The sequence below is a fragment of the Gephyromycinifex aptenodytis genome, assembly GCF_012277275.1.
Taxonomy (GTDB): Bacteria; Actinomycetota; Actinomycetes; order Actinomycetales; family Dermatophilaceae; genus Gephyromycinifex; species Gephyromycinifex aptenodytis.
The window spans coordinates 1,069,102-1,091,516 of sequence record NZ_CP051155.1 but is presented as its reverse complement, the minus strand read 5'-3'; the positions used below and the strand labels follow the sequence as shown (position 1 = coordinate 1,091,516).

13 protein-coding genes, 1 tRNA gene and 1 CRISPR repeat array (1 of these 15 running past the window's edge) are annotated in these 22,415 nt (G+C 64.2%); of the genes, 7 read left to right on the top strand and 7 right to left on the bottom strand.

Annotated elements, in window-relative coordinates:
• Positions 1-18: 18 nt before the first annotated feature.
• Positions 19-1,065 carry a YlbL family protein gene (locus G9V96_RS04570; RefSeq protein WP_168581978.1) on the top strand — a complete coding sequence of 349 codons (1,047 nt, stop codon included), beginning with the start codon at positions 19-21 and terminating at the stop codon, positions 1,063-1,065.
• An 88-nt stretch (positions 1,066-1,153) separates the two neighbouring features.
• Here the strand turns inward: G9V96_RS04570 and G9V96_RS04565 are convergent, their stop codons facing one another.
• On the bottom strand, positions 1,154-1,786 hold the full coding sequence (locus G9V96_RS04565) for a PPA1309 family protein (protein WP_168581977.1): 633 nt from the start codon (positions 1,784-1,786) through the stop codon (positions 1,154-1,156).
• A gap of 147 nt (positions 1,787-1,933) precedes the next feature.
• Between G9V96_RS04565 and G9V96_RS04560 the strand changes: the two genes are divergently transcribed.
• Positions 1,934-5,086, top strand: coding sequence for a UPF0182 family membrane protein (locus G9V96_RS04560; protein ID WP_168581976.1), 3,153 nt, complete (start codon positions 1,934-1,936; stop codon positions 5,084-5,086).
• Between the two features lie 159 nt (positions 5,087-5,245).
• Positions 5,246-5,322, top strand: a tRNA-Met gene (locus G9V96_RS04555).
• A gap of 1,255 nt (positions 5,323-6,577) precedes the next feature.
• Here G9V96_RS04555 and G9V96_RS04550 read toward each other — a convergent pair.
• The 6 genes from G9V96_RS04550 to G9V96_RS04525 are packed head-to-tail and all read right to left on the bottom strand — an operon-like array spanning position 6,578 to position 15,735.
• Positions 6,578-7,297 (bottom strand): M48 family metallopeptidase, encoded by a 720-nt coding sequence (locus G9V96_RS04550; protein WP_168581975.1) that lies wholly within the window; start codon positions 7,295-7,297, stop codon positions 6,578-6,580.
• Positions 7,284-10,376 (bottom strand): type I restriction endonuclease subunit R, encoded by a 3,093-nt coding sequence (locus G9V96_RS04545; RefSeq protein WP_168581974.1) that lies wholly within the window; start codon positions 10,374-10,376, stop codon positions 7,284-7,286. The genes G9V96_RS04550 and G9V96_RS04545 overlap by 14 nt, the downstream gene beginning before the upstream one ends.
• Complete coding sequence (locus tag G9V96_RS04540; RefSeq protein ID WP_168581973.1) at positions 10,369-11,313, bottom strand: GIY-YIG nuclease family protein; 945 nt, start codon at positions 11,311-11,313, stop codon at positions 10,369-10,371. Before G9V96_RS04540 ends, G9V96_RS04545 begins: the two co-directional genes overlap by 8 nt.
• A complete protein-coding gene (locus G9V96_RS04535; protein ID WP_168581972.1) occupies positions 11,310-12,041 on the bottom strand; it encodes a TIGR02391 family protein in 732 nt (243 codons plus the stop codon). The genes G9V96_RS04540 and G9V96_RS04535 overlap by 4 nt, the downstream gene beginning before the upstream one ends.
• Positions 12,038-13,279: a restriction endonuclease subunit S gene (locus G9V96_RS04530; RefSeq protein WP_168581971.1), complete on the bottom strand. Its 1,242-nt coding sequence runs from the start codon at positions 13,277-13,279 to the stop codon at positions 12,038-12,040. The genes G9V96_RS04535 and G9V96_RS04530 overlap by 4 nt, the downstream gene beginning before the upstream one ends.
• Positions 13,276-15,735, bottom strand: coding sequence for a type I restriction-modification system subunit M (locus tag G9V96_RS04525; RefSeq protein WP_168581970.1), 2,460 nt, complete (start codon positions 15,733-15,735; stop codon positions 13,276-13,278). The genes G9V96_RS04530 and G9V96_RS04525 overlap by 4 nt, the downstream gene beginning before the upstream one ends.
• 487 nt (positions 15,736-16,222) lie before the next feature.
• Here G9V96_RS04525 and G9V96_RS04520 point away from each other — a divergent pair, with 487 nt between their 5' ends.
• The 4 genes from G9V96_RS04520 (at position 16,223) to G9V96_RS04505 (ending at position 20,837) form a co-directional block, all read left to right on the top strand.
• On the top strand, positions 16,223-17,305 hold the full coding sequence (locus G9V96_RS04520; protein WP_168581969.1) for an S-(hydroxymethyl)mycothiol dehydrogenase: 1,083 nt from the start codon (positions 16,223-16,225) through the stop codon (positions 17,303-17,305).
• Positions 17,302-17,964: an MBL fold metallo-hydrolase gene (locus G9V96_RS04515; RefSeq protein WP_210424462.1), complete on the top strand. Its 663-nt coding sequence runs from the start codon at positions 17,302-17,304 to the stop codon at positions 17,962-17,964. Before G9V96_RS04520 ends, G9V96_RS04515 begins: the two co-directional genes overlap by 4 nt.
• Positions 17,965-18,237: 273 nt before the next feature.
• Complete coding sequence (locus tag G9V96_RS04510; RefSeq protein WP_168581968.1) at positions 18,238-19,509, top strand: M16 family metallopeptidase; 1,272 nt, start codon at positions 18,238-18,240, stop codon at positions 19,507-19,509.
• The gene (locus G9V96_RS04505) at positions 19,506-20,837 is read left to right on the top strand and encodes a M16 family metallopeptidase (RefSeq protein ID WP_168581967.1); all 1,332 of its coding nucleotides are present in this window, start codon (positions 19,506-19,508) and stop codon (positions 20,835-20,837) included. Before G9V96_RS04510 ends, G9V96_RS04505 begins: the two co-directional genes overlap by 4 nt.
• Positions 20,838-20,983: 146 nt before the next feature.
• A CRISPR array of direct repeats spans positions 20,984-22,415; the repeat unit is 29 nt; unit sequence GGAATCACTCCCGCGTGCGCGGGACGGGG (it continues 3,355 nt past the right edge of the window).

The following is a 22,415-nucleotide window of genomic DNA, read 5'->3' as shown; positions in this document are numbered from 1 at the left end:
GCACCGAAACGCTCATGGATGGAATCGGGCCGAACTGTGCTCACCATCGTGCTGGTCGGTGCGCTGTTGGCCCTTCTGGGCCAGGTGATCTCGGTGCCCTACGTGGTTTACCGGGCCGGGCCGGCGATCGACGTGCTCGGCCGCGACGGCGCCGATACCCCCACGATCGGGGTCAAAGGGGCGAAGACCTACCCCACGACCGGCTCGCTCTATATGACGACCGTGTCCCAGTCCGGAGGACCCGGCAGGCCGCTGAGCGTGTGGGACTTCCTCGCCGCAAAGCTGGATCCCGAGGCCGAGATCGTGCCCAAAAGCGACGTCTTTCCCGATGATGTGACCCAGAAGCAGGTCGAGGAGCAGAACACCGCCGCGATGGCCGGCTCCCAGGACGACGCCGTCGCGGTCGCGTTGCGTGAACTCGGTCGGCCGGTGCGGGAGAAGGTCACCGTCGCCGCCGTCGACCCCAACATGCCGGCGGCCGGACGGCTGGAGAAGAACGACATCATCACCGCCGTCGACGGCTCCCCGGTGGCCACCCGCAAGGAGGTCACCGACCTGGTGCAGAAGGCAGCAGTCGGCGCGCCCGTGCGGGTCAGTGTGCTGCGCGGCGGCAAAGCACGCGTGGTGCAGGTCACACCCACCACGATGGATGGTCGGCGTCTGATGGGTGTGGCGGTCTCCTCTACATTCAGCTTCGACGTGGACGTGGACATCCGCGCCGGTCACATCGGCGGCCCCTCCGCCGGGATGATGTTCGCGCTCGGGGTCTACGACCGGCTCACTCCGGGGGCACTGACCGGGGGTACCAAAATCGCCGGAACGGGTGCCATCACCCCCGAGGGGGAGGTGCTGCCGATCGGCGGGATCGTGCACAAGATGCAGGGCGCCGTCGAAACCAGCGCCACGCACTGGTTCCTGGCTCCGGCACAGAACTGCGCGGAGGCTGCCGCACACACCCCGGAAGGACTGCGGGTGGTGCGGGTGGCCGACTTCGAGGACGCGCGAAAGGCCGTCGAATCGATCGCGGCGGGTAAGGGCGACTCGCTCCCACGCTGCGCCGGCTGAAACAGGCGGGTCGCAGCACGTCTACCGAACGCAGCCGGCTGCCCGGTGTGCTCCCTTCCTACGCGGCCCGGAGAGCACACCGTGACGATCAGTCCAGCAGAGTGGCAGCCAAGGCGCTGGTCAGACCCGGGGCCAGGTCGGAGCCGGTCGCCACCTTGTCGTCGGTGTCATGGGCACGCTGCCGGATCAAGCACGCCTGCTCACCGTCGCGCAGCACAGCCACCAGCAGCCGGATGTCGGCACGATCCGGGTGCTCGGCCAGGGCCGCGGTGGCGGCCTCGGGGTCCTGCGGCAGATCGGCCTCGGCCTCAGGCGGCACGACGATCCGCTCCACCGCCAACGCCACGCCGTCCACCTCTGGTGGCCAGGCGATCTGGGCGAGCAGTTCCTCGATGGTTTCCGCCGCAGGCAGGTCCTCCTGCTCGACGGCGGCGTACTCACCGGGACCGAGATCAGCCTCATCCTCAGCCTCAGCCTCGGCCTCGGTGTCGGTGGTTGCGGTGTCGGCTGAGGCGTCCTCGCTGTCGGCGCCGTCGTGCATGGGGGAGTTCGGGTCTGCCTGGAGTTGGTCGCGCAGCCCCGGTTCGGCGGCGAAGAGCTTCTCGCGGTCCACGAGCGCGAAGAGTCTCCAGGGCTGATCCCAGCCCGCCAGAGCGACATGGCGCTCAGTGTCGATGGCGCACGTGAGAAGGGGCGGAAAGATGGGCTGGGCTGTGGTCACGTGGCCATGCTGCCAAAGGTCGGGCGGTACGCACAGACCCGGCCCCGCGCATGAGCCGGTGACGGTAGGTACGGTGGGCTGAACGGAACTCTGGCATTCACGTGCCCCGTTGGCGTAGTGCCCAGACCAGGTGGACAGGCGGCAGTAGTGAGCAACGACAGCAATTTCCCCCCTCGAGGGCCCGGCGACGGGCCTCCCGGCGGATCAAGCGGCTTCGGCGGAGGGTTCGGACCTTTCGACGTAGGCAACGGGCCTGGCGGACCTAGCGGGCCGCAAGGACCGGGCGGGCCAGGAGGCCCCGGCGGAGCGAGCCGGGCACCACGCGGCTCGTTCGGCCCCGAACGCAAACAGAGCAAAGGACCCAGCCGGGTAGCGATCACGCTGGCCATCCTCGGCATCCTCATTGCGGCGACGACCGCCCTGGCGACGTTCTGGACCGAGGTCCTCTGGTTCGCCTCCGTGGGCTACTCCCAGGTGCTGTGGACCCAGATCGGTGCGCAGGCGGCACTGTTCCTCATCGGTGCTCTCATTGTGGCGACGCTGATCGCAAGCAGCTTGACGATTGCCTATCGGGCGCGGCCGATCTATCCACCCACGACCGCCCAACAGGAGGCGCTGGACCACTACCGAGAGCTTTTGGACCCGCTGCGGCGGCTCGCTCTGGTGGTCGCCCCGCTCGTGCTGGGCGCCTTCGCCGGCGTCGCGGCCGCCAGTCAATGGCGCACGGCGCTGCTGTGGCTAAACCGGCGACCCTTCGGGACCAACGACCCCACCTTCGGTCTTGACGTGGGCTTCTTCGTCTTCACGTTGCCGTGGCTGACGTTCCTGGTCTCTTTCGCGACGATGGCGCTGGTTCTGGCGCTCATCACCGCTGTGGTGACCCACTATGTCTACGGCGGACTGCAAGTGGCCGGGTCCGGGCCGAAGACGACCAAGGCTGCCCGCATCCACCTGTCGCTGCTGGCTGCGGCGTTCGTGCTGATCCGCGCGGTTGCGTACTGGCTGGAGCGTTACCAACTCTCGGTGACCAAGAGCCGTCTCATCACCGGTCTGACCTATACCGACCAGAACGCAGTTCTGTTCACCAAGGCGATCTTGGCGATCGCGGCGATCATCTGCGCCGGTCTGTTCATCGCCACCATCTGGTCGGGCTCGTGGCGGCTGCCGGTCATCGCCGTTGCCATGCTGCTGGTCACCTCTTTCGTCGTCGGCGGGTTGTACCCGATGGCCGTGCAGAGCCTGAAGGTCAAGCCTTCGGAGGCGTCGCTGGAGGCCGAGTTCATAGCCAAGAACATCAAGGCGACCCGCGAGGCCTACGACATCGACACGGTGGAAAAGACCGAGTATCGGGCCAAGACGGAGGCCACTCCGGGACAGCTGCGCGAGGACGCCGCCACCGTGCCTGGTATTCGACTCTTGGACCCGATGGTCGTTTCCCCGACCTTCACCCAGACCCAGGGCCTGCGGCGTTACTACGCCTTCCCGGATGCGCTCGATGTTGACCGGTACACGATCAACGGCAAGGTCAGCGACACCGTGATCGCAGCCCGTGAGCTGGACATCAACGGTGTGCCGCAGCGTAACTGGGTCAACGACCACACGGTCTACACCCACGGTTACGGCCTGGTGGCCGCTTACGGTAACCAGCAGACCGGTGACGGTGAGCCGCAGTACTACCTTCGCGACATCCCGCCGCGCGGCGAGCTCGGTAAGTTCGAGCCCCGTATCTACTTCGGTGAGCGCTCCACGCAGTACTCCATCGTCGGAGCGAAGGAATCCAGCAAGCCCCGCGAACTGGACTTCCAGAGCGCGGAAGGGGAGCAGCGCAACACGTATAAGGGCTCCGGCGGTGTTGCGATGAGCAACGTGTTCAAGCGGATGGCTTACGCCATCAAGTACCGCGAGCTGAAGATCATGCTGTCCGACCAGGTGGGCAACTACTCCCGGATGCTCGACCACCGCACCCCGCGTGATCGTGTGCAGCGGGTGGCCCCGTGGTTGACCTTGGACGGCAACGCCTACCCGGCTGTCGTGGACGGTCGCGTGCAATGGGTCGTGGATGCGTACACGACCTCGGCGCACTACCCCTACTCCCAGAAGCAGGCGTTGGATACGGCGACCAACGATGCGCTCACGCAGCGGGCGCAGAGCGTGGCCGCGGTGCAGGCCGGGGAGATCAACTACATCCGCAACTCGGTCAAGGCGACCGTCGACGCCTATGACGGCACGGTCTCCTTGTACGCCTGGGACGAGAATGACCCGGTGCTGCAGGCCTGGAGCGCCACCTTCAAGAACACCGTGAAGCCGCTGTCTGAGGTCAGCGGAGAGCTCATGGAGCACGTGCGCTACCCGGAGGACATGTTCAAGGTGCAGCGTCAGTTGATGACGAAGTACCACATCACCGACCCGGGGGCTTTCTACTCCGGTGGTGAGTACTGGAAGGTTCCCGAGGACCCGACCATGGGTGCCGCCGGCCAGGGCGGTCTGCCCGACCAGCCGCCGTACTACCTCTCGGTGGCGATGCCGGACCAGGACGGTCCCTCGTTCTCGCTGACGACCTCGTTCTCACCGGTCGGTGAGAGCCGTCCCTACCTGACCGGCTTCCTCGCGGTCGATTCGGACGCGGGCTCGGAGAAGGGCAAGCGCCGCGAAGGCTACGGCAAGATGCGGCTGCTCGACCTGCCGAGTTCGACCAACGTTCCCGGACCTACCCAGGTGCAGAACGGCATCGACTCCAGCAACCGCAACTCCGAGGAGTTCGGTGTCACGCTGAGCCAGTTCCTCAACCTGAACAGTCAGGGTGGTTCGCGAGTACACAAGGGCAACCTGTTGACGCTGCCGGTGGGCGGCGGGTTGCTGTACGTGCAGCCGGAATACGTCAGCGGTAAGGCCGGATCGACCTATCCGCGCCTGCAGGCCGTTGTCGTCTCCTTCGGTAACGACATCGCCTGGGCTGCAACCCTGGACAAGGCACTCGATCAGCTCTTCAAGGGCGACTCCGGTGCCAGCGCCGGGGACTCTGATGTGGCGGCCAAGCCGGGCGCGGACGGGGCAGCCCCGGGCGGGAAGACCCCCGCGCCGAAGGCTGACCTGGCGGCAGCGCTGAAGGAGGCCAGCGCCCAGTACGACGCCGGTCAGGCCGCGATGAAGAAGGGTGACTGGGCCGCGTACGGCGAGGCGCAGAAGAAGCTCGACGCCGCGATCAAGCGTGCGATCGAGTTGCAGCCCGAGGGTGGCAAGGTGACGGTGGCCCCAAGCGCCGCACCGACGGCGAGCGCGGCACCGACCCAGGCCGGCTGAGCTACCGCAGTCAATCGCAGGGCCCCGCTTCCAACCCGGAAGCGGGGCCCTGCGCCGTATCGGGGGAGTCGTCCTGGCCGCGCCTGGGCGTGGGTGCCCCACCTCTAGGACGACCGATTTGGATCGAGGCTGGACGTGTCGTAAAGTAGGGATCACCGACGCGGGGTGGAGCAGCTCGGTAGCTCGCCGGGCTCATAACCCGGAGGTCGTAGGTTCAAATCCTACCCCCGCTACCACGCAGGAAACGAAGAACCTGCAGCCTGAGAAGGCTGCAGGTTCTTTCGTTTCCAAACGAAAGGACCGCCTGGGCGCTCACGGCGCAGGAAGGTTCGACTGAAGCAGCGCAATAGTCCGGACGGCTCCGACGCCGGTCGCTTGGGTGTCCAGACCTCCTGCAGCGCGGCTACCGGATCCCTCATCCACTATGGGCCCGAAGACCCGTCGTAAGTCACACCGAGCAACTTCATCGTTCTGGATGTAGATGCGCTCGAAGACCGCTGGTTGAGGTCACGCCGGATCTGCGGATCGTCTCAGCCGAGGTAGCGACCGTGGGCCCTGTCGAGGGGTTGGAGTGGGGCATCCAGCGCAGCGCGGACACGCTCGTCGTCCACCTCGGCCTGACCAAGTGGGGACTGAATCACTCCGCGCTCTATGGCGATCCTGCTCTGGTCATTCCTCAGGAGATGTACTGGCAGTGCGTCCGTCACGCAAGACATCGGCATCCCTCCGCCCTCTCAGTGAATGAAACCTCGCCACTCAGCCGTATGTCTTCGGCGAAGGACTGGTAGCCGAGGCGGACACACGGCTGCATGGACTCGGGGAGCCTGGCTCCGGCAGCCGAGGCCCTGACACCGATCTTCGCTTCGGCCCATGCTTCAAGATGGCTGGTCAGGCCCTGGCGCTTCATCTGGAGGAGGTACTAGACCAGCCGGAAGATGGGGAGCGATTGCCTCGATCAGCTCGCGCGCTGCCCAGTTGAAGCCAGCTATGTAGCAGCCACAACAGAGTCGAGATCCCCCTCCAGCAGAAGCGACCAGCCCAGCCTGCGAAGGTCGACCCTCCGGCCCGGACTGGATGAACTCGACGAGGTCAGTCGACCTCTGGGCACATTCAGCCAACTCTGGCAGCGGCCTACACGGGACAAGTGAAACTCGCGGCCAGCAGCCACATGTCCCGCAGCCGACACTCGAAAATCTTGAGGTCAGCCAACGCCTTGATGGGCCAGCTGTTGCCGTTCTGGCGCTTGAGCTGGTGGATCTCGGAGGCCGTATGAGCTGCGAAGGTAAACTAGGTGCCCTTGCCAATCTCCGCGTCGACGTCTTCTAGCGTCAGCGAGTGGCTGCCATCAGCCAGGCGATAGAGCGCTTGTGCATTGCCCAGGTGAGCTCGTACCTGTTGCCGCGCCTGTCCGCTTGTCCGCCCGGTCTTGGACTCAGACGGACTACAGACTGCGGGCTCTTCGCGTGCTCGTGTCTTTTGCGAAGATCCGCATCACCAGGTCTCCTCGGCCAACGGGGCATCGTTCAGGTGATCTCGTCGGCTACGCCAATCAGGGAGCCAACTGTCCATCAGATTCGTGAAGCGTTCGCCGTGGTTGCGCTCGAAGTAGTGAACGATCTCGTGGACGACTACGTACTCCAGGCAATCGGGGTGTTTCTTCGCTAGCTCCACGTTGAACCACAGGTGCCGGGTCTCTCGGTTGCACGAGCCCCATTTCGTCTTCATTCGTCGGATTGTCCAGTTGGGGACCGACACCTCCAGTTTCTGCTCCCAGGTGGATATGACTGCGGGGAGAGCTTCACGCAGTTGCCCTCGGTACCACTGGTCGAGTGCCGTCCGGCGTTGATCGGCCGTGGTGTGGCCGGGCGTGTAGAGCAGTAGTCGGTCACCGTCGACTTCGAGGTGGGTGCGACCGGGACGCTCGGCAACCTTCAAGCGTTTGCGGATCCCCCAGACATAGTGGGATTCGCCAGTGACCATCTCTCGTTCAGTCTGGCGCGGCGCAGCCCTGAGCTGCTCGCGCTGCCGCTTGATCCATGGCAGTCGCTGGATGACGGCGAGCCTGACCTGGTCGTCGTTCAGCCGCGTAGGCGCAGCAACGCGCACACGCCCGAGCGGCGGGTAGACGCCGATGTGGAGGTTCTTGATGTCCTTGTAGATGACGTCGATCTCGATCCCCCGAACGGTCAGGTAGGCACTAGCTGTACTCACGACGCGCCTTCACCAATTCGAACAGTTCGTCGAGTTGGGCCTCGTCGAAGTCGTCGCCAAGTTGGGAGCGGATCGCGTTCTTGACCTTGCGCTCCTTGATCAGGTTGCCAACCCATGCGTCGGGCTTGGTGTGCCGAACGACGGTGTCGATCTCGATCGCTAGGTGGTCGTCGGGCCTGAAGAAGTCGACCAGAGCACGCTTCGCCCCGTTGTCAGCCCAGCTTGGGTACCTAGTGTCTGACTGTTTGGTGCCCAGTTGATTGGCGGCGGCGAGCAACTTCGCGAGGTACTCCCGATAGCCAATGGCCTGCTGGCGCCGCTCCTCGATGATGGCGTCGAGGAGCTCACTCATTCGGTCGTAGTACTTAGGGTTCATGGCGCGTTCGTCGATGATCACCTTGCGCATGTTGTTGGTGATCGTCTCGGCCACGGCCTCAGGGCTGTTCTTGATGCCGGCGGGGAGTTTGTCGATCGCGCCGGCGCCGAGCTTGACGATGAGGTCGATGAGCCCGGTGCCTTCGAAGTTCGAGACTGTCTCGGAGGCGCCGGCCTGGATGTAGGTGTCGAGCAGGAATCGCATTCCCGCTTCGTACTTCTTGAAGTCGACATCTTCTGCGGCCCCGAGCTTGACCTCGGCTCGTACGTCGACGTAGTGGGCGAGTTCCTTCTTGATCGCTTCCGCCTCGGACTGGCTGTAACCGGCTTCGGTCATCTCGTTGGCGATGTTTGCGAAGGCTCTCGTCAGGGCGGCGACTGCCTTGTAGAGCTCGACGCGCTTGGGTTCGTTGGCCTTGAGTTGCTCTGCGTTGCCTTGCTCCATGGAACAGAAATACTGCTGGTACTGCAGCGTGATCTTCGGCGGAGCCACAGGTTCCACGAGTGCACGGACGCGCTCGAGGGCATCGTCGAGGTCCTCGCGCGCCTTCTCGATACGGTCGCTCAGCAGCCCCTCGATGTCCTTCTTCTCATAGCCGTCCAGGGCACCCGAGGTGTAGTCGGTGATCGCGTCCTCGAGCGAGTTGAAGAGGTCCTGGTAGTCGATGATGTAGCCGTACTCCTTGTCGTCACCGTCGAGCCGGTTGACGCGGCAGATAGCTTGGAACAGGCCGTGGTCGCGCATCTTCTTGTCGATGTAGAGATAGGTGGCGCTCGGAGCGTCGAACCCGGTGAGTAGTTTGTCGACCACGATCAGGAGCCGCATCTGCCCGGGGCACTCGACGAACTGCTGCTTGACCGCCTTCTCGAACTCTTCGACCTTGCCGACGGCGGTGTCTTCGGGCTCGTCGAAGTAGTCAGCAAGCATCTTGCGGTAGATGTCGTACTGACGGATCTTCTCCGTCTTGCCTTCGCCGGAGTCTTCCTTGGAAATGTCGCTTGCGTTCGGGACGTAGCTCGTGACGATGGCGCACTTGCCCTTGAAACCGGCGTTGCAGAACAGTTCGTAGAACTTGCAGGCCTGGTAGATGCTGGAGCCGACCAGCATGGCGTTGCCGTGGCCGTCCATCAGCCGAGGTTTGGTCTCCATGTCGAGCAGGATGTCGTTCACGATCTGCTTGGCGCGTGGCTCGCTGGAGACGACCTTCTGCATGGTGCCCCAGCGTTTCTTGAGTTCCGCCCTGGAGAGGTCGGTCATGCCCTTGGTCTTGACTTCGAACCACTTGTCCACCTGCGCCGGTGATGTCAGGTTCTGGTCGATGTTGCGGGCCTCGTAGCGCAAGTCCAGTACGACGCCATCAGCGACGGCCTCGTCGAACTTGTAGGTGTGGATGAAGGAACCGAAGGTCTCGATGCTCGTGGCCTTGTCCGCCTTGAGGAGCGGCGTCCCGGTGAAGCCGATGAACATGGCCTCGGGCAGCAACTGCTTCATCGCGGTATGCATCTTGCCGGACTGGGTGCGATGGGCCTCGTCAACGAAGACGAAGATGTTGCCCTTGGCCTTGAAGTCCTTCGGCATCGTTGCGTTTAGCTCGGCAATGAAGTCCTTACCAGCCTCGTCAAGTGTCTTCTTATCGTCGGAGCCACGGAACTTGTGAACGAGGGAGCAGATGAGCCACTCCTGTGTCTGGTTCAGCGTGCCCAGCAGGTCAGCGCCACTCGACGTTCGGTAGATCTGCTCATTGACGCCGTTGAACACCTTCTCGATCTGATCGTCTAGCTCGGTGCGGTCGGTGATCAGCAGGACCCTCGCATCGCGCTGGTGCTCCCGTATCCACTTGGCGAGCCAGACCATCGTCAAGCTCTTGCCCGAGCCCTGGGTGTGCCAGATGATGCCGCCTTCGCGCTTGGCGATGCGCTCCTGCGCGGCCTTGATGCCGAAGTACTGATTGTGGCGGGGGCCCTTCTTGATGCCTGCGTCGAAGACGATGAAGTCGTGAATCAGTTCAAGGAAGCGGGCCTTGTCGCAGAGCTGGAGCAGGGCACGGTCGAGTGGATCTGCAACTTCCGACGGCTCCTTCCACTCCAACCAGTATTTCTCGGGCGTGTCGATGACGCCATAACGCAGGCCCTCGACGTCGTTCCCGGCGAAGACGAACTGCACCGTGGAGAAGAACGGGCGGATGAACTCGGCTTTCTGGTTGCCGATTGTCTGCCTGATGCCCTCGGTGACGGACACCTTGGATCGCTTGAGTTCGAGGGTCGCCAGGGCCATGCCGTTGACGTAGAGCACGATGTCAGGACGCTTGGTGTGCTGGCCGGGCACCGTCACCTCTTCAACCACTGCGAAGTGGTTGGCACCCGGGGTTGACCAGTCGATGAGCCAGACCGTCTCCGTCTGCTCACCGATGCCCGGTTTGACCTTCACCCCGTAGCGGAGCAGTTGGTAGACGTCTCGGTTCGCTTCGTAGAGAGCATGGCCTGCGCCGACGGAGGCATCTTTGCCGAGCTGGTCGAGGGTGCGTGTGATCACGTTGTCGTCGTAGCCGCGGGCCTTCAGGTTCTGCGTCAGGAGATCAGCTTCAACGTTCGAGTTGCCCGTGCGGTACTCCCAGTTACCCAGGTACCGGTACCCAAGCTGGTCGCGAAACAGATCCACTACGCGCTTCTGGGTCTTTCGTTCGCTTTGTCCAACATCACTCATTGCTCACCTCCTGCTGCATGGCCTCCTCCACTCCTTCGGTTTCCCACTGACCATATGTTCTTCGTGTGCCTTGTATGAGCCACGCGATTCGTCCATTGGCGCTGCGGCCAGCCACAATCGCGGCGGCGGCGCTCGGGCTGGCGAATACGTGGTTACGGGTGAAACGCATCGCCGAGCCATCGGGCGTGGGCACGAGCGTTCCGTCCTGCTCCAGCTTCGCCCGCAGGCTGGTGTAGCTGTGTCCCTCGCCGCCAGTCCACTTCAGTCGCGCAATGGAGCCTTCGAACACAGTGAATTCACCATCGACTTCCTGCGCGGTCGCGGTGATCCCGAACTTCCTCAATGACATTTCGAACAACGGTGAATCGGCCCGTGTGCTTGAAGCCTGGCCTTGTAGTGTTGTGCTGGTCGTTGCTGGCGAACGGAAGACGTTGACCCCGAGGACGGGCAGCACGATCTTGGCCTGCTCGATGAAGTACTCCATGTCCGACACATCAGCTTCAGGCAGCACGATAGGCGGTGGCGTGGTGCCGTTGAGGAGCCGAGCGCGGCTGGCCTGGAGGGCCAGTGTGATGAACCGACTCTCAAGGTAGCGCGCGTGGGCCTTCGTCAGGTTGGCGTCCTTGCTCGTCAGTACGATGGCACGGTCCCAGAAGTCTTTGCCGTTCTGGTCTTCCGAGCGGGCATGCTGATAGAGCCGCTTGCTGACGTCGTCACCTTCACCGATATAGGCCGACTGCCCGCCGAGACCGTTCGGATCATCACCGAGCAGGATGTAGATGCCGGTGCGGGTTGCCTCGGGACGCTTCAAGAGCGCCGCCAGGTCCGAACGCGGAGCAGCCGCCACATGGCCGGTCCAGTTCATGATCTCAGCGGTCAGCAAACCACCTGGCTTTCCATCAGCTAGGAACAGGCGAACCGATTTGCCTGTGTTCAAGAGACGGCCTCCACATCTGATTGATCGACCCAGCGAGCCAGGACGCTGAGGGCTGCGAGGTACTCCAGCGCTTCCTGTTCAGAAAGCTCCTGATCCACCTCGTGACTGAGTGGGTTGCGGATACCTGCAAATACACCCTCAGCCAGTGTCATTGCGCCGCGTTGCACCGACTTGTAGGTGTCGCCACCGTCGTTTTTCATTCGACGAAGGCGCGACTTGCCGACCTTCGGCTCGTCCATCGAGAATGCCTGCCTGAACAAGTCGGCCTCGCTCACGTCGCGACGGCCTACCTTGTTCTGGGCCTCGGCGTTGAGCTTTCGGATTGCGCCGCCGACGGCTTCGCGGTAATGGCCGGACTGCCAGAGCGACTGTGCGCCGCCCCAGATCCATGGATGGAGCTCGGCCGCGGACAGCGCAGGGGCGTTCTCGCCAAGGTTCTCTCGGACCTCCTCGGCGCGGAGCAGTTCCTCTCGGGCGCGGACCGCGGCCTCACGGTGGCGGGTCCAGCGATTAGTCTTAGACAGGTCGATGTCAGTTCGCCAATGGGGGATCACCTGGCCGAAGATCTTTTCAACAACATGCGCTTGCTTGGTCACATCCACGTCCGAGAAAGCAGTACTAGAAGTGTGAGTAATCGAGACGTACCCAGGACCGCTCCGACTGTTGTTCGTCATCACCGTCATAGTGATGAACTTGTCCAATTCAGCAATGGCCCACTCAGTATTCATGACGTCGCTTCCACAGGTAGCCGAGTGCGGCCAGTCAGGAGTTGTTGCATCATGCCGATCTTCATTTCGCGAGCTTTGGAGAGCCGGACTCGGAGGGAGTCGATCTCCCGCTCGGAGTCATGCAGCACCTCGGCGATTGCCTTCTGCTCAGCAATATCAGGGAGTGTCAAAGTGATGCTCGAAATGTACGAGCGTGTGGTTGCTAGAACCTTCGTTCCAGCTGCTAGGCGCAGCAGCTGATCACGGAACGATGGAATGAACTGCAGATATGCCTTAAACCCGTCAGAGAGTATCGACTTATCGAAGCGGGCGGCGATTGTGTGAAGACCTGGAACGGCGCCGCCACTAGGTACATTCACGATTTCGACCGATTTGCCGACTCCCGCTGGATCTTCCGAGGCGTCTGCAAATATGAGATCACCGCGACGTAACCGACCTGCGCGCCCCGCAAGTAGAGCGCTTGCACGGGGCATCTCTTCCGTTGCTGTGTCAAGCAGTACGGAGGACCGAGTATGAATGTCGCCATAGTGGAGATACCTCAGTGGCGACTTCGCGTCAAGTTGATCTCGCGAGAGAGCTACGGTCTTCACGTAGCTCACGTGATCGCCCAGTCGAATGTCCGTCCACTCGTCGGCGAACCCTGGCAGGCGGGTGCGGCCGGTGAGGAGTTGCTGCATCATGCCCTGCTTAATCGCCTGCTTCTTGGCGATGAGGCGTTCGAGGGTGGCAATCAGGTCACCCACGCTCCTAAGTGCGGCGACGATGCGTAACTGCTCATCGGTAGGTGGTAGGGGGAGCCGGACGTTGAGGAGATTCTCTTTCGTAAGATGTGCCAGTGTGGCCTTACCGACGACCGCAGCAAGTCCCCCCGTGACTGCTATCCGCTCGAAAAATGAAGTAAGCAAGTATGGGTCATACCCGCCTTTGGAGCGAAGGCGGTGCAACGTGTTCAGAAAATACGCCTCGGGTAGCTGATTGTTCCACACGGCTGCACGGCCAATTTCACCTCCTTCGCACATAAGCACATCCCCAGCAATGAGGCGTAGGCCCCGGATGTCTTGATCAGTAAGCGGTTCCCAGACAGATTCTTCAATCAGAATGTGCCCCCAGCGCACGCTCCGATTGTTAATACACGCTTTGATTTTTCCCCGCTTCACAGCCGCATCAAGGCGCTTCCCAAGCTGAACGTGGAACTCGTCGGCCACTGAGGTTGAATCCCAACCCGCGATTGCCGTCATCGCATGACCCCCATCGCAGCGAGGTGCCCCGCGACCTTGGCTTCGAGCCGACCGAGCTCGGCGTCGAGGTTGCGAACTGTCTCGGCATATCTCTCGCCCAGTTGTTGGATACGCGTGACTAGGTCGAGTGTGAGGGCTTCGATTTCGCCGGTGACGCGGCGCACAACTGTCGCCTGCCACTTGTCGTCGAGCACGAGCATCTTGGTGTCATCCTCGGTCAGGTCGCCGTACTTCTTGAGCGTGGCGAGGTCGAGTTCGCTTTGTGCGTCCTTGACGGCCTTCTTGGCGGCGGCTTCGGCGTTGTACAGCTTGGTGGCGTGCTGTAGCGCCTTCGTCTCGTCGGGATCGCCGCTGGTCTTGATCGCTTTCAGTCGCGCGGACACGAGCGCCTTCGAGATCTTGTCATCGTCCATGGCGTCGGCGAGGAGTCCGTCTTCGACGGCGTGCTCCTCGACGTATTCCTCGAGGGCGCGGGTGGCTTCATCGGCGGCTGCCATCAGCTCGTCGACCCTGGCCTGTTCGTCAGCGAAGTAGCGCGCCACGATGAGCGCCGGCGGAATGAGGTCCATCTTGTACCTGGTAGCGTTTCGGCCCGAGCCGGCAACCAGGTCGGGGGTTTCGGACAGCTTGCGCTCCTTGTCCTCGATGGTTTTTCGCGGCTTGGCGGCCTTCGCCCAGCCGTCCGCCATGATCAGGTAGACGTCGTCGTGCATCACCTCATGCCAGTAGGTCATGAGCTGCTCGTAGACGCCGTATTCATCTATTAGTGGCACCGGCTTGAAGCGCGCTAGCAGGTCGTCGCTGATCGTGGCGATGAGTTCGTTGGGCGTTGTGTCATCAGTAATGCTCGCGAGGGTGTCGCGGTGCGTGGCGAACCAGCCTTCGACGATTCCGGCGGCCTGGTCGCGGAGTTTGTGGAAGCCGGGGGCGTCGAGGATGGCCTGCTGTACGGCGCTGACATCGATAGTCAGGTCGCTGTAGCCGGGGCGGTTCGGCGTGAAGATCTGCTCCCGAAGTTCGGGGAAGGCGTCCCAGTAGTGCTGGAGGGCGTCGAGGTCACGATTGGGGATGCCGCCGTGGAGGTGGGCAGACAGGTCTTGGAGGTCTTCGGGTTCGGAAGAGTCGATGTATCGCGGGATGTTGAGGTTGTAGTCGTTCTTCGGGTCGGCGATCTCACTCATGGGAACCATGCGCGAGTAACGCTCGATCTCGCGCTGCTTGTTGAAGGTGTCGACGATCTTGTGGAGATCCTGGCTGCGCAGACGGTTCTTGTTGCCGTCCTTCACGAAGCCTTTGGAGGCGTCAATCATGAAGACGCCAGTGCGGGCTTGGGCGTTCTCCTTGTCCAGGATCACGATGCAGGCTGGGATGCCGGTGCCGTAGAACAGGTTGGCGGGCAGGCCGATGATGCCCTTGATGAAACCCTGCTTCAGAAGTCGCCTGCGGATGGTGCCTTCGGCGTTCCCCCGAAACAACACACCGTGCGGCAGGATGATCGCGGCCTTGCCGGTGCTCTTGAGTGAAGTGAGGGCGTGGAGCAAGAAGGCATAGTCGCCGTTCTTCTCCGGCGGTCGACCATATTCGAAACGATCGAAGTCGTTCTCCAGCCCGTTGCTCCAGGATTTCACGGAGAACGGCGGGTTCATCACCACGTAGTCGAAGGTCCTGAGTCGAGTGCCGCTGACGAAATGCGGACCAGTGATCGTGTCGCCCTTAGCGATCTCGGCGATCTCGTTGCCGTGCAAGATCATGTTCATCTTCGACAGCGCCCAGGTGGCGTTGTCCTTCTCCTGGCCGTAGATCGTCATGCCGCGCGGTGCCTCGGCGGCAGCCTTAAGCAGCAACGAACCCGATCCACAGGCCGGGTCGTAGACAGTCTCGTCCTGGCGAGTTTCACCGTTGATGCCGACCACCTTGGCGAGAATGCGAGAGACCTCAGCAGGCGTGTAGAACTGCCCCTTGCTCTTACCCGACTCGGTGGCGAAGTGCCGCATCAGATACTCGTAGGCGTCGCCAAGCAGGTCATCGCCCTCGGCGCGGGAGCCGCGGAAGTCAAGGTCGTTGAAGATGGTCACGAGCTTGGAGAGGCGGTCCTGCATCTCCTTGCCCTTGCCGAGCTTCTCTTCGTCGTTGAAGTCAGCCTGGTCAATGACGTTGCGCAGGCCATTGGCCTCAGCAAGCTTGGCGATAATCTTGTTGAAGCGGTCGCCGATCTCCTTGTCGCCCTTCGCGGCTAGCATGTCATCGAAGGATCCGCCCCCCGGCACGTCGATCAAGGAGTTACGGTCAGTCTTTGCCTTGTCGGACACGTACTTCACAAATAGCAAGGTCAGAATGTAATCCTTGTACTGCGAGGCATCCATGCCGCCACGAAGCTGGTCGCAACTTGCCCAAAGAGATGCGTAAAGATCGGACTTCTTGAGAGCCACTGTTGGTCTTCCTAGGTGTTGTGTCATTTTGCGCATATTCCAATGCATTCTGACCCACTTACGAGCATGCGTAAGAAAATCATGAGCAAAGCCTAGATTCAGTATGGCAGAGCAGCAGACGGAGCGGCCGAATCCCTGAACGCATGTCCGGGCCATCCCGGAGCGGGTCAGTAGTGGGCGCCGACGGGGCTCCCCTCGACGTTGGCCGGCTTGAGGGCCGTGGCCCTCGAGACCCCGACCACGCCCGCCACGGAGCGCGTCCTCTCTCCCCGCTCGTATAGGTCAGCGATCCGTACAAGGTCACAGGCCGTGTACGGCGTCGCCCAGACTGCCGGCGATCATTGAGGCGAGCGGCAGCCGGCCGGAGCGCGACAGGGGTGTTGTCACTGTATGAGGCACGGGCTACTGGACCGCGTCAGGCGGAACAGAAGGCCCGGACTCACCAGTCCGGGTCTTCTGTCGTTGCTGGGCGAGGTCTACGGTCGGTACAGCAGATCTGCCCCTAGGAGACGTCATGCCAAGCACCGTCAAGGGAGTCATCTCCCGCAGTAAGAAGGCCCCGGTCGAGGTTGTCGATATTCACATCCCCGATCCCGGACCGGGGGAGGCCGTCGTCGCGATTCAAGCGTGCGGCGTGTGCCACACCGACTTGCACTACCGCGAAGGCGGCATCAACGACGACTACCCGTTCCTGTTGGGACACGAAGCCGCCGGTGTCGTCGAATCAGTCGGCGAAGGTGTCACCGAGGTGGAACCGGGTGACTTCGTCGTCCTGAACTGGCGCGCCGTCTGCGGCGAGTGTCGGGCCTGTAAGAAGGGGCAACCCCAGTACTGCTTCGACACCCACAACGCCACCCAGAAGATGACCCTGAGCGATGGCACCGAACTGACCCCCGCCCTGGGGATCGGCGCGTTCGCGGAGAAGACCCTGGTGGCGGCAGGCCAGTGCACCAAGGTGGCCAAGGCCGACCCGGCCGCTGCCGGCCTGCTCGGGTGCGGGGTCATGGCCGGTTTCGGTGCCGCGGTCAACACCGGCGCAATCGCCCGTGGCGAGTCGGTGGCCGTGTTCGGTTGCGGCGGCGTCGGAGACGCCGCCATCGTCGGCGCGAACATCGCCGGGGCGACCACGATCATCGCCGTCGATGTGGATCCTCGAAAGCTGGAGTGGGCCAAGCAGTTCGGCGCCACTCACGTCGTGAATGCCTCCGAGACCGACCCGGTCGAGGCGATCCGCGAACTGACCGCAGGCTTCGGGGCCGACGTCGTCATCGAGGCCATCGGGCGTCCCGAGACGTACAAGCAGGCGTTCTACTCCCGCGATCTGGCCGGGCGCGTCGTGCTCGTCGGGGTGCCCACCCCCGAGCTTGAGGTGACGCTGCCGCTGATCGACATCTTCGGTCACGGCGGAGCGCTGAAGAGCAGCTGGTACGGCGACTGTCTGCCCAGCCGGGACTTCCCGATGCTCACCGAGTTCTACCGGCAAGGGAAGCTCGACCTCGATGCGTTCGTCAGCGAACGCATCGGCATCGACGACATCGAGGAGGCGTTCGAGAAAATGCACGCTGGTGAAGTTCTGCGTTCGGTGGTGATCCTGTGAGCGAGGTCGTGACCACGCCGGGGACCCGTGATGGTGTCCGCGTCGAGAAGGTCGTCACCGCAGGCACGTTTGCGCTGGACGGGGGCTCCTGGGAGGTCGAGAACAACATCTGGATCCTCGGCGACGGCCAGCAGTGCCTCGTCATCGACGCCGCCCACGACGCCGCCCCGATCATCGAGGCGATCGACGGCCGCGAGGTTGTCGCGATCGTGCTCACCCACGGCCACAACGACCACATCAACGCCTCAGGCGCACTGCGCGAGGCCACCGGAGCTCCGCGCCTGCTGAACAGCGCCGACCGCATGCTGTGGGATGAGGAGTTCGCCCAGCAGGCACCCGAAGGTGAACTCCAGGCAGGGCAGACGCTGAGTGTGGCCGGCCTGGAAGTGCGTGTCCTGCACACCCCGGGCCACTCGCCCGGCGGCTGCTGCCTGCACGTGCCGGAACTGGGGGTGCTGTTCAGCGGCGACACCCTGTTCAACGGCGGGCCGGGCGCGACGGGGCGTTCCTTCAGCGACTTCCCGACGATCATCGACTCGATCTCGACCGAGCTGCTCACCCTGCCCAGTGAGACCCTCGTGCTCACCGGCCACGGGGACGCCACGACGATCGGTGCTGAGGCCCCGCACCGTCAGGAGTGGATCGACCGCGGCCACTGAGCAATGCCCTCGCTCAACCGCCAGGGCCGGTCTGCTGTTGCGGACCGGCCCTGTCTGGCTTCGCGGCGTGCCCGGTCGGCCGCACCCCAACCACAGCGCCGCCAACCGCAAGGCGCGGAACCCGAACGAGCCGCGCCGCGTGGAGCGGAGTAGGGGTGGTATGCGGGGAGGTCTCGGCGTTTGGGGGTTTGTCGGCCCCCCGGTAATCGCAGCGTCCCGGCGGGTCACCGGTAGCAACGCTCGGCGCGGCAGAGCGCCCCGTAGGCTGGGGGGATGCCGCTTGCTTACCCTATCCACGAGGCCAGCCTGCCTAACGGCTTGCGCGTCGTCATCAGCGAAGACCGCTGCGCCCCCGTCGTCGCTGTCAACCTATGGGTCGGTGTCGGCTCCCGGCACGAACAACCCGGGCGGACCGGGTTCGCGCACCTGTTCGAGCACCTCATGTTCCAGGGCTCACGCAACGTCGCCAGCGGTGAGCATTTCTCGGCGCTGATGGCCGTTGGCGCCCGGTTGAACGCCACCACCTGGTTCGACCGGACCAACTACTTCGAGACGCTGCCCTCCAACGCCCTCGACCTGGCGTTGTGGATGGAAGCCGACCGGCACGGTTACCTGCTGGACGCGCTCACCCAGGAGAACCTCGACAACCAGCGTGATGTCGTCAAGGAAGAAAAGCGCCAGCGTTACGACAACCAGCCGTACGGTGAGGCGCTGCACCACCTGTACGCCAACGTCTTCCCGGTGGGCCACCCCTACCACCACCCCACGATCGGCTCGATGGAAGACCTGGACGCAGCCACCGTCGAGGACGTCCACGCCTTCTTCCGCACGCACTATCACCCCGGCAACACGGTGCTCACCCTGTGCGGGGACCTCAGCCCGCAAGAGGGGATCGCGGCGGCCGAGCGCTACTTCGGCGAACTGCCCGCAGCGCCCACCCGCCCGGTGACCCCCAGCGCCCCGCTGGAGCCGTTGAGTGAGCCGGTTCGGGTGCAGGTCGAGCAGGACGTGCCCGCACCCCGTCTCTACCTGGGGTTCCGGCTGCCGCAAGACCACACCCGCGATTTCGATGCCTGCGCGCTGGCGTTGGACGTCATCGGGGCGATCGCCATCTCCCGCCTGGAGAAGCAACTGGTACGCGGCAGCGAGATCGCCACCTTCGCCTCGGCTGCGGCGCTCGGCCTAGCGGACGGAGTGTCGTTGGGGTTCGTGGCTGCTCAGCCCGCCGAGGGGGTTTCGCTGGCGGAGCTCGAAGAGGCGCTGACCCGCGAGCTGGCCCTCTTCGCCGAGGAAGGGCCGAGTCCGGTGGAAATGGAAGCTGCCTGCGCGCAGAACGAACGTGACTGGCTCTCCAACCTCGCCGACATCGAGCACCGTGCCGATCAGATCTCGCGGTTGACGATGCTGTACCGCGACCCGCACGGCATCAACACGCAACTGGATCGGTTGGCCGACCTGAGTGCCCGCGACCTGCAGGACGCCGCGCAGCGGTGGCTGCGCCCCGAAAGCCGAGCTGTCATCGCCTACGCAGGAGCCTCCGCATGAGCACCCGTCCGAGCATTGCGCGTCCGCAACCGTGGACATTCCCCGCCGGGACACAGACCCTGCTGTCCTGCGGCGCCGAGCTGCTGACCTACGACATCCCGGGGCAATACGTGGCTTCGGTGCAGGTGGTGACTCCGCTGCCGCTGGAGGCGGAGCCACGGGCCATCGAAGGTGTGGGCTCCATCATGGCTCGCGCGATGGACGAAGGCGCGGGCGAACACGACGCCGAAGAGATGGTCGAGCTTCTCGAACGCACCGGCATGGCGATGCACGCCGGGGTGGGGGAGCGAGGGTTCGCGTTGGACCTCGACGTGCCCGCCAGGCGCCTCAAGGAGGCCCTGGCCCTGCTCGTGGAGGTGTTGACGCGGCCGCGTTTCGGGGAAACCGAGGTTCGCCGGCAGATCCGCGCCCGGCTGGCGGAGATCGATCAGGAAGACGCCAACCCGGGGGCTCGGGCGGTGCGCGAGTTCGCCGCCACCTATTACGCCCCCAGCACCCGCGCCGCGCGCCCGACCGCCGGTTCCCGCGACAGCGTCGCGCAGATCAGTGCCCAGGACGTGCGGGCTCATCACGCACTGTTGGGCCCCCACGGGTCGAGCATCGTCATCGCCGGGGACCTGCGCGCGGCTGACGTGCAGGAACTTGTCGAGGACGCCTTCGCTGGATGGAGCGGTCCCGGACACGCCGGCACTCCCGAGCCGATGGTGCGCGCTGAGGACGCTGAGCGGATCGTCGTCGTCGACCGTCCGGGCAGCGTCCAGAGCGAGATCCACCTCGGTTGCGCCGGGCCTGATCGTCGCGTCGCAGGCGGCTGGGCGCCGTTCCCGGTGATCGCCTACCTGTTGGGCGGCTCACCGAATGCGCGGCTGGACGCGGTGCTGCGCGAGGACAAGGGCTACACCTACGGAATGCGGACCGTGGCCAGACCGCGTTCCGGCAGTGGTCTGTTCCTCACCTCCGGTTCGGTGCGCACCGAGGTGACCGCGGAGTCGCTGGAGCTTGCACTCGGAATCCTGGACGGCGCCGGGCAGGGCTTCACCGCTGACGAGACAACTGCGGGCATCGACTATCTCGCCCTCACCGCGCCCGGACGGTACGCCACCGCCGACGCCGTGGCCGCAGAGGCGGCGGCCCGGGCCATGGATGGGCTCGGCACAGAACACACTTCCCAGGTGCTGGCGCAGACCCTCAGCCTCACCCCGGAACGGTTGACGCAGGCCTACCTCGAGCACGTAGACCGGCGCTGGAGCGTGGTCATCGTGGGCGACGCGGACAACATCGTCGCCCCGTTGCAGGCCCTGGGGCGCCCGGTCACCGTCGTCGAATGACCTGCGCCAACTAAACCGGCGCGGCTGATTGGGCGGACCCGCCACCTTGGACCATAGGGGGCGAGAGCAAAAGGGTTAAACTGGACCAGGTGACCGGCACCCGGGTCATCGAGTATTGGGGGCCTGCGTTCCCCGGCGCGTTCGCTGGAATCCTTTCCGCGTGCGCGGGACGGGGGCGTTTCACACTTCTCATCGGTGAACTCGTACGGAATCACTCCCGCGTGCGCGGGACGGGGTCATCATCCCCGTCACGACCGACGTGGTGACCGGAATCACTCCCGCGTGCGCGGGACGGGGAACGACTCAGCCGAGCTCACACCCATGAGACGGGAATCACTCCCGCGTGCGCGGGACGGGGTTGTCAGCCACGATGAGCCGAGCGCGAGCCTGGGAATCACTCCCGCGTGCGCGGGACGGGGGCCTCCTGCTGGTTCAACAGGGCGCGCTGCTGGGAATCACTCCCGCGTGCGCGGGACGGGGGCCATCGGGATGACGCCACCGACGTGCACCTGGGAATCACTCCCGCGTGCGCGGGACGGGGTGGCACGACCAGGGTTCCCAGACCACGACAGGGGAATCACTCCCGCGTGCGCGGGACGGGGGAGGAGGTGGTTCTTACTTCGAGGCCGGGGTGGGAATCACTCCCGCGTGCGCGGGACGGGGTCGGTCGCAGGCGGACGCCCACGGCATCGGGAGGAATCACTCCCGCGTGCGCGGGACGGGGGGTGTGTGTCACATAGGAACGGCCCGGTATTCGGAATCACTCCCGCGTGCGCGGGACGGGGAACGCCCCCGCGTGAACGGCAGGCTGAATCATGGAATCACTCCCGCGTGCGCGGGACGGGGCACGCCCATGGTGGTCGTGGAACCGATGATCACGAATCACTCCCGCGTGCGCGGGACGGGGGAGTCACCGTCAACGGCAACAACGCACGCAAAGGAATCACTCCCGCGTGCGCGGGACGGGGTTGATGGTGGGCGCGCCGGCCGGGTAGGACGAGGAATCACTCCCGCGTGCGCGGGACGGGGTGAATGAATCTCTTACGGCGAGAGTTGTTTTCGGAATCACTCCCGCGTGCGCGGGACGGGGCCCTCGGGGAATGCTGGCTTGCCGTCAATGGCGGAATCACTCCCGCGTGCGCGGGACGGGGCGGCCATGCGCACCAGCATCCCTGCGATGGTGGAATCACTCCCGCGTGCGCGGGACGGGGCCCACCCGCATGGCGCGTAGGCGCTGGCGTACGGAATCACTCCCGCGTGCGCGGGACGGGGACACCGGCAGGCAGGCTGACGCTGGCCAGGATGGAATCACTCCCGCGTGCGCGGGACGGGGGATCACCCAACCCTGGCCGGGGCGTGGACGCTGGGAATCACTCCCGCGTGCGCGGGACGGGGGGGACGCTAGGCGTTCGGATGAGCGCGAACCAGGAATCACTCCCGCGTGCGCGGGACGGGGCCAGTTCGAGGTCGCCGGCCGAACGCAGCCACGGAATCACTCCCGCGTGCGCGGGACGGGGAGTACCTGGACGCGCAAGGGCATTGGGTCCCCGGAATCACTCCCGCGTGCGCGGGACGGGG

Coding starts and splice junctions, on each gene's coding strand:
- G9V96_RS04545 (WP_168581974.1), bottom strand. CDS start 10,376: ATGAGTGATGTTGGACAAAGCGAACGAAAGACCCAGAAGCGCGTAGTG.
- G9V96_RS04525 (WP_168581970.1), bottom strand. CDS start 15,735: ATGACACAACACCTAGGAAGACCAACAGTGGCTCTCAAGAAGTCCGAT.
- G9V96_RS04510 (WP_168581968.1), top strand. CDS start 18,238: ATGCCGCTTGCTTACCCTATCCACGAGGCCAGCCTGCCTAACGGCTTG.
- G9V96_RS04520 (WP_168581969.1), top strand. CDS start 16,223: ATGCCAAGCACCGTCAAGGGAGTCATCTCCCGCAGTAAGAAGGCCCCG.
- G9V96_RS04535 (WP_168581972.1), bottom strand. CDS start 12,041: ATGAATACTGAGTGGGCCATTGCTGAATTGGACAAGTTCATCACTATG.
- G9V96_RS04570 (WP_168581978.1), top strand. CDS start 19: ATGGAATCGGGCCGAACTGTGCTCACCATCGTGCTGGTCGGTGCGCTG.
- G9V96_RS04505 (WP_168581967.1), top strand. CDS start 19,506: ATGAGCACCCGTCCGAGCATTGCGCGTCCGCAACCGTGGACATTCCCC.
- G9V96_RS04530 (WP_168581971.1), bottom strand. CDS start 13,279: ATGACGGCAATCGCGGGTTGGGATTCAACCTCAGTGGCCGACGAGTTC.